Genomic DNA, 15,018 nt, shown 5'->3' with positions numbered 1-15,018 from the left:
TGCGGCCAGCGTACCCCGGTTTGCTTCAGGGCACGGCGACGCCCGTCGCGCGCAGCAACCTCGCCAGCGCGATCAGCGGCAACCCGATCAGCGCGCTGGGGTCTTCGCTGTCGATGTGCTCGAACAGGCTGATGCCCAGGCCTTCGCACTTGAAGCTGCCGGCGCAGTCCAGCGGCTGCTCGCGTGCCACGTAGCGTTCGATCTCCTCGGTACCCAGCGTTCGGAAATGCACGCGGGTGTGGTCGACATACAACTGGTGTTGGCCGTTGCGCGCGTCGAGCAGGCACAGCGCGGTGTGGAAATGCACCACGCGGCCGGAACTGGCGGCGAGCTGAGCGCGGGCGTTCGCCACGCTGCCGGGCTTGTCCAGCTGCGTACCGTCCAGTTCGGCGACCTGGTCGGAGCCGATCACCAGCGTATCGCGCAGGCCGCCGGCAACCGACGCGGCCTTGGCGAGGGCCAGCCGCGCCGCACGGGCACCCGGCGCTTCGCCAGGCAGGGCGGCCTCGTCGGTGCCGGGCGGGCGCTCCTCGAATGCCGGCAGCAGCCGGCGCAACAGTTCGGCGCGGTAGCGCGAGGTGGAAGCCAGCACGATGCGGGGCGTGGAGTTCATTCCGCGTCGCGGTGGATGTGTTCGCGCATCGCGCTGTCCAGGTCGCGCTGGGCGGCGTTCAGCGCCTGCAGCAGCGGCTGCAGGCGGTCGCGGCTGGCGCGCATCGCGGCGGCGGTTTCATCCAGTTCGTGCTGGCTGGCGCGGGCGGCGTGGTCGCGGATCCAGATGCGCTGGCGCAGCAGCGCCTGCAACCCGGCGTCCACTGCCTGACGGGCCCCCTGTTCGCTGGCGCCGGGCAGATCGGGGTTGATCGCCATCACCGCATGCGCCTGTGCCAGGCCGGCGCGGCAGCTTTTCAGGTCGGTTTCCAGCCGGTCGGCCAGGTCGAGCAATTGCTGCAGGTCCGCGGCGCGCCGGTTCTGCCAGCGACGCGAGGACAGCGCCCAGGCCGCCGCCGCGACCAGCACCAGCAGGGCGAACACGCCCAGCGTCAGGGAAAGGTTCACGCGGCAACGCCCCGATGGAGTGGGCGTGCAGTCTGCCGCAAGCGGGGCGCATCAGGCAAAATGGGCGAAACGGATGACGCAAGCGCTTGATTGTCGGTTGACTTCGGTCGTTCACGAACTTACCATTCGCCGATTATGTCCGTGACACTGCCAGAGTCCGTGGACGCTTGGCGCATGGTCTCGGCGCGGCGTTCGTTCGAGGGATCGATGCCCGTGGCCGCGCTAGGGCGCCTGCGTGGCGCGCTGGCCGGCGACGTGGGCGATGTGAGCTTCCGGCTGGATTTCGGTCGCGACGAGCAGTTGGGCACGGACTACGTGGATGTCCATGCGCAGGCGCCGCTGACGATGATCTGCCAGCGCACGCTGGAGCCGTTCGTGTTGCCGGTGACGGTGGACAGCCGGCTCGGGCTGATCCGGCGGGAGCGCGACGAGGCGGGTTTGCCGCCCGGTTGCGAACCGCTGCTGGTGACCGAGGATGGTCGCCTGCATCCGGCGGACGTGATCGAGGACGAGCTGCTGCTGGCGTTGCCGCTGGTGCCGGTGAATCCGGACAGCAGCCTGCCCGACGCGGCCATCGATCACGGCGCGACCGGGCAGGACGATGCCGCGGGACAAGAGAACAACCCGTTCGCGGTGTTGCGCGAACTGAAGAAGCAAGCCGGTCGGGGTCCTTGACCTCGATCATCCAGATACCGAAATCAGGTTCAGTTGGAGAACTACCATGGCCGTTGCCAAGAGCCGCCGTACCCCGTCCACCCGCGGCATGCGTCGCGCCCACGACAAGCTGAAGACCGTGCAGCTGTCCACCGACCCGACCAGCGGCGAGGTGCACCTGCGCCACCACGTCACCGCCGACGGTTACTACCGCGGCAAGAAGGTCATCGAGACCAAGGGCGCGGTGTCGGTCGAGGATTGACCGACGCGGCGGATTCCTCTTGCGGAATCCGCCTGACCGAACCGACCGAAACGGCGCGGCGACGCGCCGTTTCGCGTTGTGGGTTCCGCCATTGCGCCCGGACGGTTGCGCATGTACCGCGCAGGGCGTTCAATTCACGATTCACGTTTGACGGAAAACCGCATGGCCCCGATCTACTCCCGCATCATCGCCACCGGCAGCGCGTTGCCCGAGCGCGTCGTCAGCAACACCGATCTGGAGAAGATCGTCGACACCAGCGACGAATGGATCCGCACCCGCACCGGCATCCGCCAGCGCCACATCGCCGCCGACGGCGAGACCACTGGCGACCTGGCCTTCCTCGCCGCGCAGCGTGCGCTGGACGAGGCGGGCGTCAAGGCGTCCGAGCTGGACCTGATCGTGCTGGGCACCACCACGCCCGACATCATCTTCCCGTCCACCGCCTGCCTGGTGCAGCAGCGGCTGGGCGCGAACGGCTGCGCCGCGTTCGACGTCAACGCGGCCTGCTCGGGCTTCATGTACGCGCTCGGCATCGCGGACAAGTTCATCAGGAGCGGCCAGTCGAAGAAGGTGCTGGTGATCGGCGCCGAGACGCTGACCCGCATGATCGACTGGAACGACCGCGAGACCTGCGTGCTGTTCGGCGACGGCGCCGGCGCGGTGGTGCTGGAAGCTTCCAGCGAGCCGGGCATCCATGCCACCTGCATGCACGCCGACGGCGGCTACAAGGAGCTGCTGTGGAACCCGGTCGGCGTGTCCGCCGGTTTCAAGGACGAGCCCAACCACGGCGTGCGCATCAAGATGGCCGGCCGCGAAGTGTTCAAGGTCGCGGTGAAGACGCTGGACGCGCTGGTCGACGAGACCCTGCAGGCCGCCGGCATGCAGGCCTCCCAGATCGACTGGCTGATCCCGCATCAGGCCAATCTGCGCATCATCGAGGCCACCGCCAAGCGGCTGGCGATGCCGATGGAGCGCGTGATCGTGACCGTCGACCAGCACGCCAACACCTCGTCCGGCTCGGTGCCGCTGGCGCTGGACTACGCGGTGCGCTCGGGCAAGGTGCAGCGCGGCCAGAACCTGCTGCTGGAAGCCTTTGGCGGCGGTTTCACCTGGGCGTCGGCGCTGCTGCGGTACTGAAAAGCCAGGATTCGGGAAAGCCGCACCACCAGATGCCCCAGCTCTCCCGGCAAGCCCGGCGGAGAGGGTCGGGGTGCGGAGCCATTGTTTGAACGTGGGAGTAGAACTGCATGAGCACCACCCATTCCAATCTCGCCTTCGTCTTCCCGGGCCAGGGTTCGCAATCGGTCGGCATGCTGGCCGAACTGGCTGCCGCGCATGGCGAGGTGAAGGCGACCTTCGACGAGGCCTCGCAGGGTGCGGGCGCGGACCTGTGGGTGCTCAGCCAGCAGGGTCCGGAAGACCAGCTCAACCGCACGGAGCACACCCAGCCGGCCCTGCTCGCGGCCAGCGTCGCGGTGTGGCGCGTGTGGAACAAGCTCGGCGGCGCGCGGCCCGCGCAGCTCGCCGGTCACAGCCTCGGCGAATACAGCGCGCTGGTTTGCGCCGGCGCCTTGTCGCTGCATGACGCGGCCGCGCTGGTGGCCGAGCGCGGCCGCCTGATGCAGGCGGCGGTGCCGGCCGGCGTGGGCGCGATGGCGGCGATCCTGGGCGGCGACGATGCGCAGATCGCGCAAGTGTGCGAAGAGGTTGCGCAAGGCCAGGTGGTGGCGCCGGCGAACTACAACTCGCCGGGCCAACTGGTGATCGCAGGCAACGCCGAGGCGGTGGATCGTGCACTGGTGCGGCTCGCCGAGCTGGGCGTGAAGAAGGCCATCAAGCTGGCCGTGTCGGTACCTTCGCACTGCATGCTGATGCGCGAAGCGGCCGACAAGCTGGGCGAGCGCATGGCATCGATCCAGTGGCGGCTGCCGACGATCCCGGTGATCCAGAACGCCGAGGCCCAGCGTTACGCCTCGCTGGACGAGATCCGCGGCGCGCTGCAGCGCCAGCTCTACCTGCCCGTGCGCTGGACGGAATGCGTGCAGGCGCTGGCCGCCGGCGGCGCCACGCGCATCGCCGAATGCGGACCGGGCAAGGTGCTGGCCGGTCTGGTCAAGCGCATCGACAAGAGCATCGAAGGCCGCGCCATCGGTGCGCCGGCCGAGTTCGACGCCACGCTGGCCGACTGGCGCGGCTGAGCGGAAACCAGGCTTCGCGAAAGGGCGCGCTTGACGCGCCTTTTCATCGGCGTATTATTCAACCAAAAGGTTGAATGAATGTCGCCATGTCGAACCTCGATCTCGCCTTCGCCGCGCTCGCCGATCCTACCCGTCGCCGCATCGTGGCGCGGCTGACCCGCGGCGAGTTGCGGGTGACGGACCTCGCACAGCCGTTCGCGATGTCGCTGAACGCGGTGTCCAAACACGTCAAGGTGCTGGAGGGCGCGGGCTTGGTCCGCCGCCGCCGCGAGGGCCGCGAACACTACCTGCGCCTGCGCGCCGCACCGCTGCGCGAAGTCGCCAAATGGACCTCGCAGTACGAACGCTTCTGGAACCAGCGCCTCGACGCGCTGGGCACATTCCTCGATCAGCAGCAGGGGAACGACGATGAAGGGTCGCAATGAAAGCGCAATGGGTTCGTTTCGCCTGGAGATCCCTCGCAGCTACGATGCCTCGCCCGAGCGGGTGTTCCGTGCCTGGACCGACCCGGCCAGCATGAAGGCGTGGCTGGCGGAGGGTGGCGACGTGGTGGCCGATCCGCGCCCCGACGGCTTGTTCTACCTCGGCATGCTGTACTCGGGCCAGGTGCGCCCGCACTACGGCCGTTACCTGCGCGTGGAAAGTCCGCGCCTGCTTGAGTTCACCTGGGTGAGCGAGCACACGCACGGCAAGGAATCGGTAGTCACGCTCGAATTCACGCCGCGCGGCAAGCAGACCGAGTTGCGCCTGACCCATGAAGGCCTGCCCGACGAGCGGATGGCGATGGCGCACACCGAGGGCTGGACGTTCTTCCTCGACACGCTGGTCGCACGCCTGGGCGGAATGAATTGAGTCATGTGTCCGATCTGCCTCTGTGTCGCAGCGTGGGCGACGGTTGCGGGAAGTGGCCCGGCCGGAGGCTTGGCCACGGTCCTCGTCGCGAGGCGCCGCATCAAGCGGCTTGGGCAGCCCGGCAGGCTGCCCGGGAAGCCAGTGTCCAACACCATTCAACCCATGCAGAACGAAGGAGGATGTCATGCGCAAGCTGATCGCCGGCATGAAGATTTCCGCTGACGGCAAGATGGAAGGGCCGGAAGGTTACGCCGACTGGGTGGACGCCTGGTCGGAGGATTACGGCCTGACCGCGCAGATCGACGCCTGCGTGCTCGGCAGCGGCATGTATCCCGGTTACGAGCAGTACTGGACCGCGATACGGAACGCGCCGGACGCGGCATTGCCGATGACCGGCAAGTTGCCGACGCCGGCCGAGGTCGCATGGGGCCGCTTCGCCGCACGGACGCCACATTACGTGCTGTCGCGCACCTTGGACACGGCCAACTGGCCGCTGACACGGTTCCTGCGCGATGTGGCCGAACTCGCGGCGCTCAAGCAGCAACCCGGAAAGGACATCTATCTCATGGGCGGCGCCCGAATCACGGCCAGCCTGATCGAGGCCGGCCTCGTCGACGAACTGCGCTTGATCGTCTACCCGTTGATTGCGGGAGAGGGCAAGGCGCTGTTCGCGTCCGTGCGGCAGCGCCGCGGGCTGGAACTGCGCAAGACCGAGACGCTGCACGGCGGCCGACTCGGCCTGACCTACGCGATGGCTTGAGGAGAACCGATCATGACCAGTCACACCATTGGAACCCGCGCGGAGTGGCGTGCCGCACGGCTTGAATTGCTGGAAGCGGAAAAGGCGTTGACCCGGCGCGGCGACGAGCTGGCGCGCCAGCGGCAGGCGCTGCCGTGGGTGCGCGTCGACAAGGACTATCGCTTCGACACCGACGCAGGCAGCGCCACGCTGGAGGAATTGTTCCGCGGGCGCTCGCAACTGCTGGTCTACCACTTCATGTTCGGTCCCGACTACATCGCAGGCTGCCCGTCCTGCTCGGCGATCGCCGACGGCTTCAACGGCTTTGTTGCGCACCTGGAGAACCACGATGTGGCTTTCACGGCGGTGTCGCGCGCGCCGCTGGCGAAGTTGCAGGCGTACAAACGGCGGCTGGGCTGGATTTTCCCCTGGGCGTCCTCGTTCGGCAGCGATTTCAATCTCGACTTCGCGGTTGGCATCACCGAAGAACAGCAGCGCGAAGGCGGAGCGGAGTACAACTATCGACGCGAGGCCGCTGCGCCGGACCCGCAGGCACAGGATGGCCCGAGCACGCAATTCGGCGGCGAACGTCCGGTTTCGCAGTTCGCACGGATGTGCGGCATCGATCCCGCCACCTACATCCGCGAACGGCCCGGCATGAGCGCATTCGTGCGCGAAGACGGCGTCGTTTATCACACGTACTCCAGCTTTGCGCGCGGGTTGGATGGCTTGTGGGGCATGTACCAGTGGCTCGATCGCGCGCCCAAGGGGCGCAATGAAGCGAACGGCATCTGGTGGCGACGCCACGACGAGTACGCCGGCGGAGATGCCGACTGCTGCCGCTGAGCCACGTGCGGCACGAGTCCGTTTCCGTGTAAGGTTCGCGGCTTCGAATCCTGACGGAACACGGTGATGGACAAGACACTGACGGGCGAGATCGCGCTGGTGACCGGCGCCAGCCGCGGCATCGGCGCGGCGATCGCGGACGAACTGGTCGCGATGGGTGCCACCGTGATCGGCACCGCCACCACCGAGAGCGGCGCCGCCGCGATCGGCGAGCGGCTGGCCGTGCATGGCGGCCACGGCCGAATGCTCAATGTCACCGACTCCGTCGCGGTGGAGGCTTTGATCGACGGCATCACCAAGGAGTTCGGTGCAGTGTCGATCCTGGTCAACAACGCGGGCATCACCCGCGACCAGTTGCTGATGCGCATGCCCGAGGCGGATTGGCAGGCCATCCTCGACACCAACCTCAGCTCGGTGTTCCGCACTTCGAAGGCGGTGATGCGCGGCATGATGAAGGCGCGCAAGGGCCGCATCATCTCGATCGCCTCGGTGATCGGCCTCACCGGCAATCCCGGCCAGTCCAACTACGCGGCGGCCAAGGCCGGCATCATCGCGTTCTCCAAGTCGCTGGCGCGCGAGATCGGTTCGCGCGGCATTACCGTGAACGTGGTGGCGCCGGGTTTCATCGATACCGACATGACGCGCGCCTTGCCGGAGTCGGCAAAGGAGGCGCTGTTGGGCCAGATCGCGCTGGGTCGCCTCGGCGAGGCCGGCGACATCGCCAAGGCGGTGGGCTTCCTCGCCTCGCCGGCGGCGAGCTACATCACCGGCGAGACGCTGCACGTCAACGGCGGCATGTACATGGCCTGAGGCGGCGCAGCCGCCTGTGCGACAGTTTCAAACGCCGCCACTCCATACGGCAACGCATGCCAAGACTGTCGCGCAGGCTCGCTTTTTCGGCGACAATTGCGTTTTCGCGTCGGCCGCAGGGCCGGTATCGCAACACCTGCGGCGGATGTGCTGGCAGCCTGACGGCTTGGCCACTACAATCCGCCGGTCTTGCCGGCCGCGGGCCGGCGTACAACACAATTCCCCGTGGGAGGTTTGGCAACATGAGCACCATCGAAGAGCGCGTCAAGAAGATCGTCGTCGAGCAGCTGGGCGTGAAAGAGGATGAAGTCACGGCGAATGCCTCGTTCGTGGACGACCTGGGCGCCGACTCGCTCGACACCGTCGAGCTGGTGATGGCCCTCGAGGAAGAGTTCGAGACCGAGATCCCGGACGAGGACGCCGAGAAGATCACCACCGTGCAGCAGGCCGTTGATTACATCAAGGCCCACACCAAGGAGTGATCGCGCGGTGGCAGGACGGCGCGCTGCGCTGCTGCCCCCGTAGCGGTATCGGAAGCTGCGCCGACAAGGCGCAGTTTTCGTTTCTGCAATCTGCAACGTCCGATCCCGTATGGTGTGCGGCGATGGCGGGCATCCCCGAATGACGAGCAGCGCCATGCATCGGCGCTCCCCGGAACACGAAGGAACAAGAGCATGAGCAAGCGACGCGTGGTAGTGACCGGCATGGGCATCATCTCGCCGGTCGGCAACGACCTGGTCACCGCCTGGGACAATATCCTCAAGGGCGTCAGCGGCATCGGCGAAGTCACCCACTTCGACGCCAGCAACTACGCCACGCGCATTGCCGGCCAGGTGAAGGGTTTCAACCCCGCCGACTGGGTATCGCCGAAAGACGTCAAGAAGATGGATCACTTCATCCAGTACGGCATCGCTGCGGGCACCCAGGCGCTGCGCGATTCCGGGCTGGAAATCACCGAGGCGAACGCGCCGCGCATCGGCGTGGCGGTGGGCGCCGGCATCGGCGGTCTCAACACCATCGAGGACACCTCGATCGAACTGCATGAAAAGGGCCCGCGTCGCGTGTCGCCGTTCTTCGTGCCCAGCTCGATCATCAACATGGTGTCGGGCTACCTGTCGATCATGTTCGGCCTGAAGGGCCCGAACATCGCCTGCGTCACCGCCTGCGCCACGGCCACGCACAATCTCGGCCTGGCCGCACGCATGATCCAGTACGGCGATGCCGACGTGATGGTCGCCGGCGGTTCGGAATTCGCCACCACCGGCACCGCGATGGCGGGCTTCTGTTCGGCCAAGGCGATGTCCACCCGCAACGACGAGCCGACCAGGGCCAGCCGCCCGTGGGACAAGGACCGCGACGGCTTCGTGCTGTCCGATGGCGCCGGCGTGCTGGTGCTGGAGGAATACGAGCATGCGAAGGCGCGTGGCGCGCGCATCTATGCCGAACTGGCCGGCTACGGCATGAGCGGCGACGCCTACCACATCACGGCGCCCAGCGAGGGTGGCGAAGGTGCGGCGCGCTGCATGGAGAGCGCGCTGAAGGACGGCGGCATCAATCCGTCCGAGGTCCAGTATGTCAACGCGCATGGCACCTCGACGCCGCTGGGCGACCTCGGCGAAGTGCTGGCCGCCAAGCGCGTGTTCGGCGACCACGCCTACAAGCTGGCGATGAGCTCCACCAAGTCGATCACCGGCCATCTGCTCGGCGCGGCCGGCGGCGTGGAGGCGATCTTCAGCATCCTCGCGATGCGCGACGGCGTGCTGCCGCCCACGATCAACCTGGATGAACCGGGCGACGGCTGCGACCTCGACTTCGTGCCGAACGCGGCGCGCGAGGCGAAGGTCGACGTGGTGATCTCCAACTCCTTCGGCTTCGGCGGCACCAACGGCACGCTGGCCTTCCGTCGCGTGTGACGACCTGCCATCGACGGTACCTCGACGGCCGGCGCGATCTGCTCGCGCCGGCCGCTGCATTTCCGCAGCGCTATCCATGCCTGCTGGAAAGCGTGCTGCACGGCACCGCCCAGGCGCGCTACGACATCTTGTTCGCGTTTCCGCGGGACAGCCTGACGCTGGCCGCGGACGGCCGTGTGCGCAATGCCAACGGCAGCGTCGTCGGCACGCGTTTCCTCGATACGCTGGACGCCGCCTGGCAGGCTGGGCGCCGGCCGCGCGAGGACGATGGCCTGCCGTTCCACGGCGGCTGGGCGTTGCTGCTGGGCTACGAACTGGCGGGCGAGATCGAACCGAAACTCCAGCTGCGAGCCGACGCCGTGCTGCCGATGGCGCTGGCCCTGCGCTGCCCCGCGGCCGCGATCATCGACCATACGCGCGGCTGCACCGTGCTGGTCGCCGAAGTGGGCAGCGAGCACCTGCTCGATGCGCTGGAGGCCGACCTCGCCGTGCTGCCTGCGCCGGAGCCGTTGCCTGCGCCATGGCGGCTGGTCGAGGACGAGCCGCAACACTTCCTCGACGGCGTGGCGCGCATTCACGAGCATCTCCACGCAGGCGACATCTTCCAGGTGAACCTGTCGCGCGCGTGGCGCGCGCAGTACGTCGAACCGCCGACGCCGGGGGCACTGCATGCCGCCCTGCGACGCGCGAATCCCGCGCCGTTCGCGGGCCTGTTGCAGCAGCCCGGCTGGGCGATTGCCAGCTCGTCGCCGGAACGGCTGGTGGAAGTGCGCGATGGCGTGGCGCAGACCCGCCCGATCGCCGGTACCCGCCCACGTACGGCCGGCGACGACGACGTGGCGCGCATCCGCGAGCTCGCCGCGCATCCCAAGGAGCGCGCCGAGCACGTGATGCTGATCGACCTCGAACGCAACGACCTCGGTCGTGTCTGCGTGCCCGGCACGGTCGACGTGGACGAGCTGATGACGGTGGAGAGCTACGCCCACGTGCACCACATCGTCTCCAACGTACGCGGGCGCCTGCGCGCGGGCGTGACGCCGGGGCAGGCGATCGCCGCGGTATTTCCCGGCGGCACCATCACCGGTTGTCCCAAGGTGCGCTGCATGGAGATCATCGCCGCGCTGGAGGACGCGCCGCGCGGCGCCTACACCGGCGCGCTGGGCTATCTCGACCTGAACGGCGACCTCGACCTCAACATCCTGATCCGTACCTTGACCCTCGCCGGCGACACGGTGAGCCTGCGCGCGGGCGCCGGCATCGTGGCCGATTCGGTGGCCGAGAAGGAACTGGACGAAACACGGGCGAAGGCGCGCGGCCTGCTGCGCGCGCTGGGAGCGGCGGACGCATGATCCTGGTCGACGGCCAACCGCAGGACCAGGTGTCCGCGCAGGATCGCGGCCTGCTGTACGGCGACGGCCTTTTCGAGACGATCCGCTTCACGGGTGCCGTTGCGCCGCTGTGGTCGCGCCACATGCGGCGACTGGCATGGGGTTGCGAACGCCTTCGCCTGCCCGCGCCCGATCCCGGGCTGCTGTGGCAGGAAGCGGCGACGGCGACGCGGGGCCTGGCGGACGCAGTGCTGCGCATCACCCTCACCCGCGGCACGGGTACGCGCGGCTATGCGATGCCCGCCGCACCACGGCCCACCCGCATCGTGGCGGCATTTTCGCTGCCAGTGCTGGACGCGGTGTCATACCGTGACGGCGTGCGCCTGCATCTGTGCGAAACGCGCCTCGCCGAACAGCCGCGGTTGGCGGGCATCAAGCATCTCAACCGGCTGGAGCAGGTGCTGGCACGCGCCGAGTGGAACGATCCGGCGATGGCCGAAGGCCTGTTGTGCGACCAGCACGGCCACGCGATCTCGGCCACCGCGGCGAACCTGTTCGCAGTGGTCGACGGCGTACCGGTGACGCCTGCGCTGGAGCGCTGCGGCGTGGCCGGCGTGTTGCGCGCCGAATTGCTGGAGGCGCTGCCGCGGGTCGAGGTGCGCGAGCTGCCGCTGGCCGAATGCCTGCTCGCGTCCGAGCTCTTCCTAAGCTCCAGCGTTCGCGGCATCCTGCCGGTTCAGGCCGTGGCGGATAAGGTGTTCGCCCCCGGTCCGGTGGCCCGTGCGATGCAGTCGCATTGGCACGAGCTTGGATACCCGATGGAGCAGGCATGACCCGCAAGACCTGGCGCAACGCGATCCTGGTGCTGCTGTTGGCGCTGATTGGCGCCGTAGCTTGGGGCTGGCGCGACTTCAGCCGTTTCGGCGACGCGCCGCTGCATGTCGCCGCGCAGGGCGAAAGCATCGACATCGGCCGCGGCAGCAGCTTCAAGGAAATCGTGCGCCAGCTGCGCGACCAGCAGCTGAGCACCGCCTCGCCGCTGTACTGGCGCCTGGTGGCCGTGCAGATGCGGGTGGCCGGCAAGCTGCACGCGGGCGAATACGCCACGCCGGTCGGCCTCACGCCGCGCCAGCTGCTGGCCAACATGGCGGCGGGCAGGGTGCTGCAGCGCAACTTCACCATCGTCGACGGATGGACCTTCCACGAAGTGCTCGCGGCGCTTGGCAAGGCGGAGAAACTGCAGCACGCGACCGCCGGCCTGGACGATGCCGCGATCATGCAGAAGATCGGCGCGCCGGGCGAACAGCCGGAAGGCCGCTTCCTGCCCGAGACCTACGCCTATGTGAAGGGCGACAGCGACCTCGACATCCTGAAGCGCGCGCACGCGGCGATGGCGAAGACGCTGGACGCGTTGTGGCCGGGCCGCGACAAGGATCTGCCGCTGGCCACACCCTACGACGCGCTGATCCTCGCCTCGATCGTGGAGAAGGAAACCGGCCGCGCCGACGAGCGCGCGAAGATCGCCGGCGTATTCGTGCGCCGGCTTGAAGACCACATGCTGCTGCAGACCGACCCCAGCGTGATCTACGGCATGGGCGACAGCTACCAAGGCAAGATCCACAAGGCCGACCTCACCACCGACACGCCGTACAACACCTATACCCGGCCCGGCCTGCCGCCCACGCCGATCGCGCTGCCGGGCAAGCCGGCGATCATGGCGGCGCTGCACCCCGCGCCCGGCACCGCGCTGTATTTCGTGGCGCGCGGCGATGGCAGCCACGCGTTCGCCGACACGCTCGCCGAGCAGAACCGCAACGTGGCCTGCTACCAGCTCAAGCGGTGCAGCCAGTGAGTGGGCTCGGTCGTTTCATCACGCTGGAAGGCGGCGAGGGCGCGGGCAAGAGCACCTTGCTGGCGGGTCTGCGCGCGCACCTGGAAAGCCGCGGTGTCGACCTGCTGCTGACCCGCGAACCAGGCGGTACCGCGCTGGGCGAGGCGGTGCGCGCGATCGTGCTGGATCCGGCGAGGCGTGAACTGTGCGCCGAGAGCGAATTGCTGCTGATGTTCGCCTCGCGCGCGCAACTGGTGCGCGAAACCATCGAACCGGCCCTGGCGGCCGGACGCTGGGTGCTGTGCGACCGCTACGTGGACGCCAGCTATGCCTACCAGGGCGGCGGCCGCGGCCAACCGGCCGAACGCATCGCTGCGATCGAGCAATGGGCCTGCGCCGGCCTCGTGCCGGACCTCACCCTGCTGCTCGACCTGCCGGTGAGCACCGGGCGGGCGCGTGCCGCGGGCCGTGGCGCGGCGGATCGCATCGAGGTGGAGGCCGACGGCTTCTTCGAGCGTGTGCGCGCCGCGTATCGCGCGCGCGCCGTGGCCGAGCCGCGGCGCTTCCGGGTGATCGACGCCAGCCAGCCGGCCGAGGCGGTACTGCGCGACGCGGTGGCCGCCACGGCTCACCTGTTTGGAGCGGACGCATGAGCGCGATGCCCTGGCACGCGACGGACTGGGCGCGGCTGCAGGCCCGCCGCGAGCGCGATGCCTTGCCGCATGCGCTGCTGCTGTGCGGACCGGCGGGCCTGGGCAAGCGCGCGTTCGCGCAGCGCTTCGTGCGCGGCCTGCTGTGCGAGCGTGTGCAGGACGGCGAGGCCTGCGGGCAATGCCGCAGCTGCCTGCTGCTCGAGGCCGGCACGCACCCCGACCTGGTCACGCTCAGCTTCGGCCTGCGCAGGGACGGCACGCCGCGCACCGAGATCGTGATCGAGCAGATCCGCGAGCTGTCCGCGCGGCTGGCGATGAGCAGCCAGTTCGGCGGTTGGCAGGTGGCGCTGATCGATCCGGCCGACGCGATGAATGCAGCGGCGGCGAATGCTCTGCTGAAGACGCTGGAAGAGCCTTCCGCGCGGACCCTGCTGGTGCTGCTGGCCGATGCACCCTGGCGCTTGCCACAGACGATACGCAGCCGCTGCCAGCGCATCGAGTTCAACGTGCCGCCGCCTGCGGAAGCACGGGCGTGGTTGCAGGGGCAGGGCGTGGCGCAGGCGCAGGCGGCGCTGGAGGCCGCGCTGGGCAATCCCGGCCTGGCGCTGGCTTGGGCGCAGCAGGGCGCGCTGGAACGCCGCGCCGAGGTGCGGCGCGATCTCGCCGCGCTGGCGGCGGGTCGCGGGCAGGTCACGGACATGGCCAAGCGCTGGCTGGACGACGAGGCTGCGCAGCGCCTGTGGTTCGCCGCGCAGGCGGCCGCCGACGAGCGCCGTGCGCAGTCGACGCAGGCCGCGGCGCCACTTGCCAGCACGATGGACGGCGAGGCATTGGTGCACTGGTATGACGCCGCCAACCGCGCGCGTGATGCGTTGCGCGGTCCTTTGCGCGGCGACCTGCTGTTGCTGGAACTGCTGGCGCAATGGCGCTGAACGCAGCGGTGGAACCTCGCATCACGGCGCAGACCCGCCTGCTGGTGGTGGCGCCGCATCCGGACGACGAGACGATCGCGAACGGCCTGCTGATCCAGCGCGTGCGCGCGGTCGGCGGCACGGTGCGCGTGCTGCTGCTCACCAACGGCGACAACAACCCCTGGCCGCAGCGCTGGCTTGAACGGCGCTGGTCCATCGGTGCCGGCGAGCGCGAGCGCTGGGGGCGGCGCCGCCGTGCCGAACTGGCGGAAGCGCTGCACCGGCTGGATGTGCCGGCCACGGCGCTGCAGTCGCTGGGCTGGCCGGACATGGGCGTGCTTGATCGCCTGCTGCAGCCGGACCCGTCGGCGTCGGCCGAGCTGGCGGCGGCGCTGGCCGATTTCGCCCCCGACCTGGTCGCCGTGCCGGCACTGGGCGACCGCCATCCCGATCACGGCGCGGCCCACGTGCTGCTGCGCATGGCGCTGGCCACGTTGGGGCGTGCGCCGATCCTGCTCGGCTACCTGGTCCACGGTCACGACGACGGTACGCCGATGCCCGAATCGCCGGTCACGCCGGCGCAGCAGGCCACCAAGCAGCATGCGTTGGCGGCCTACGCCAGCCAATTGGCCTTGAGCGGCGGCCGCCTGCGCCGGCTGGCCGAACGCCCCGAGCGTCATGCACCGCCCGTGGCGTCAGGGTCGACCCGTGTACTGCCGTGGCGGCCATCGCCCTTGCTGTGGCCGCGCCTGCGGCTGACTGCGGCCAGCACATCCGGCCTGGCACAGCAGTGGCCCTGGCATGCCGCACCGCTGCGGCGCGACGGGCAGGGCGGGTGGCGGCTGGAATGGCCGGCGGCGCGGACGGAGGACGCCTGCTTCGTGCGGCTGTCGCTCGCCTTGCCCTCGCCGTGGATCTTCGACCATTGGGGCTGGCGCGAAGTGTGAGGCTTTGCGCGGCAC

At 69.0% G+C, this 15,018-nt stretch carries 19 protein-coding genes; 17 read left to right on the top strand and 2 right to left on the bottom strand.

Going from position 1 to position 15,018, the window contains the following annotated elements; translation table 11 throughout:
• Positions 1-25: 25 nt before the first annotated feature.
• Entirely contained in the window at positions 26-613 is a 588-nt protein-coding gene (locus B0E52_RS10075; RefSeq protein ID WP_077483697.1) for a Maf family nucleotide pyrophosphatase, read from the bottom strand.
• On the bottom strand, positions 610-1,059 hold the full coding sequence (locus B0E52_RS10070; protein WP_077483696.1) for a hypothetical protein: 450 nt from the start codon (positions 1,057-1,059) through the stop codon (positions 610-612). Before B0E52_RS10070 ends, B0E52_RS10075 begins: the two co-directional genes overlap by 4 nt.
• A gap of 174 nt (positions 1,060-1,233) precedes the next feature.
• Between B0E52_RS10070 and B0E52_RS10065 the strand changes: the two genes are divergently transcribed.
• The 17 genes from B0E52_RS10065 to B0E52_RS09985 all read left to right on the top strand — a co-directional run bounded on the left by B0E52_RS10065 (position 1,234) and on the right by B0E52_RS09985 (position 15,003).
• Positions 1,234-1,734 (top strand): YceD family protein, encoded by a 501-nt coding sequence (locus tag B0E52_RS10065; protein ID WP_077483695.1) that lies wholly within the window; start codon positions 1,234-1,236, stop codon positions 1,732-1,734.
• A 46-nt stretch (positions 1,735-1,780) separates the two neighbouring features.
• Positions 1,781-1,975, top strand: coding sequence for a 50S ribosomal protein L32 (gene rpmF / locus B0E52_RS10060; protein WP_077483694.1), 195 nt, complete (start codon positions 1,781-1,783; stop codon positions 1,973-1,975).
• A gap of 162 nt (positions 1,976-2,137) precedes the next feature.
• The gene (locus B0E52_RS10055; RefSeq protein ID WP_077483693.1) at positions 2,138-3,112 is read left to right on the top strand and encodes a beta-ketoacyl-ACP synthase III; all 975 of its coding nucleotides are present in this window, start codon (positions 2,138-2,140) and stop codon (positions 3,110-3,112) included.
• 110 nt (positions 3,113-3,222) lie between these two features.
• Positions 3,223-4,173, top strand: a complete 951-nt coding sequence (fabD, locus tag B0E52_RS10050) for an ACP S-malonyltransferase (RefSeq protein ID WP_077483692.1) — start codon at positions 3,223-3,225, stop codon at positions 4,171-4,173.
• An 86-nt stretch (positions 4,174-4,259) separates the two neighbouring features.
• Positions 4,260-4,598: a metalloregulator ArsR/SmtB family transcription factor gene (locus tag B0E52_RS10045; protein ID WP_077483746.1), complete on the top strand. Its 339-nt coding sequence runs from the start codon at positions 4,260-4,262 to the stop codon at positions 4,596-4,598.
• A 7-nt stretch (positions 4,599-4,605) separates the two neighbouring features.
• Complete coding sequence (locus B0E52_RS10040; RefSeq protein WP_217316676.1) at positions 4,606-5,025, top strand: SRPBCC domain-containing protein; 420 nt, start codon at positions 4,606-4,608, stop codon at positions 5,023-5,025.
• Between the two features lie 184 nt (positions 5,026-5,209).
• Complete coding sequence (locus tag B0E52_RS10035; RefSeq protein ID WP_077483690.1) at positions 5,210-5,785, top strand: dihydrofolate reductase family protein; 576 nt, start codon at positions 5,210-5,212, stop codon at positions 5,783-5,785.
• 12 nt (positions 5,786-5,797) lie between these two features.
• Positions 5,798-6,610 carry a DUF899 domain-containing protein gene (locus B0E52_RS10030; RefSeq protein WP_077483689.1) on the top strand — a complete coding sequence of 271 codons (813 nt, stop codon included), beginning with the start codon at positions 5,798-5,800 and terminating at the stop codon, positions 6,608-6,610.
• A gap of 66 nt (positions 6,611-6,676) precedes the next feature.
• Entirely contained in the window at positions 6,677-7,420 is a 744-nt protein-coding gene (gene fabG, locus B0E52_RS10025; protein ID WP_077483688.1) for a 3-oxoacyl-ACP reductase FabG, read from the top strand.
• 242 nt (positions 7,421-7,662) lie between these two features.
• On the top strand, positions 7,663-7,902 hold the full coding sequence (gene acpP, locus B0E52_RS10020) for an acyl carrier protein (protein WP_077483687.1): 240 nt from the start codon (positions 7,663-7,665) through the stop codon (positions 7,900-7,902).
• Positions 7,903-8,094: 192 nt separating this feature from the next.
• Positions 8,095-9,333 carry a beta-ketoacyl-ACP synthase II gene (gene fabF, locus B0E52_RS10015; protein ID WP_077483686.1) on the top strand — a complete coding sequence of 413 codons (1,239 nt, stop codon included), beginning with the start codon at positions 8,095-8,097 and terminating at the stop codon, positions 9,331-9,333.
• On the top strand, positions 9,330-10,682 hold the full coding sequence (locus B0E52_RS10010; protein WP_077483685.1) for an aminodeoxychorismate synthase component I: 1,353 nt from the start codon (positions 9,330-9,332) through the stop codon (positions 10,680-10,682). Before fabF ends, B0E52_RS10010 begins: the two co-directional genes overlap by 4 nt.
• Positions 10,679-11,494, top strand: a complete 816-nt coding sequence (pabC, locus tag B0E52_RS10005; RefSeq protein WP_077483684.1) for an aminodeoxychorismate lyase — start codon at positions 10,679-10,681, stop codon at positions 11,492-11,494. Before B0E52_RS10010 ends, pabC begins: the two co-directional genes overlap by 4 nt.
• Positions 11,491-12,513: an endolytic transglycosylase MltG gene (gene mltG / locus B0E52_RS10000; RefSeq protein WP_077483683.1), complete on the top strand. Its 1,023-nt coding sequence runs from the start codon at positions 11,491-11,493 to the stop codon at positions 12,511-12,513. Before pabC ends, mltG begins: the two co-directional genes overlap by 4 nt.
• Positions 12,510-13,145 (top strand): dTMP kinase, encoded by a 636-nt coding sequence (gene tmk, locus B0E52_RS09995; protein ID WP_077483682.1) that lies wholly within the window; start codon positions 12,510-12,512, stop codon positions 13,143-13,145. The genes mltG and tmk overlap by 4 nt, the downstream gene beginning before the upstream one ends.
• Complete coding sequence (holB, locus tag B0E52_RS09990) at positions 13,142-14,077, top strand: DNA polymerase III subunit delta' (RefSeq protein WP_077483681.1); 936 nt, start codon at positions 13,142-13,144, stop codon at positions 14,075-14,077. The genes tmk and holB overlap by 4 nt, the downstream gene beginning before the upstream one ends.
• Entirely contained in the window at positions 14,068-15,003 is a 936-nt protein-coding gene (locus tag B0E52_RS09985) for a PIG-L family deacetylase (RefSeq protein ID WP_077483680.1), read from the top strand. Before holB ends, B0E52_RS09985 begins: the two co-directional genes overlap by 10 nt.
• The last annotated feature ends 15 nt before the right edge of the window (positions 15,004-15,018 follow it).

The sequence above is a fragment of the Rhodanobacter sp. C06 genome (genome assembly GCF_002001105.1).
In the GTDB taxonomy this organism is placed as follows: Bacteria; Pseudomonadota; Gammaproteobacteria; order Xanthomonadales; family Rhodanobacteraceae; genus Rhodanobacter_A.
This window is presented reverse-complemented; position numbering and strand designations above follow the sequence as displayed.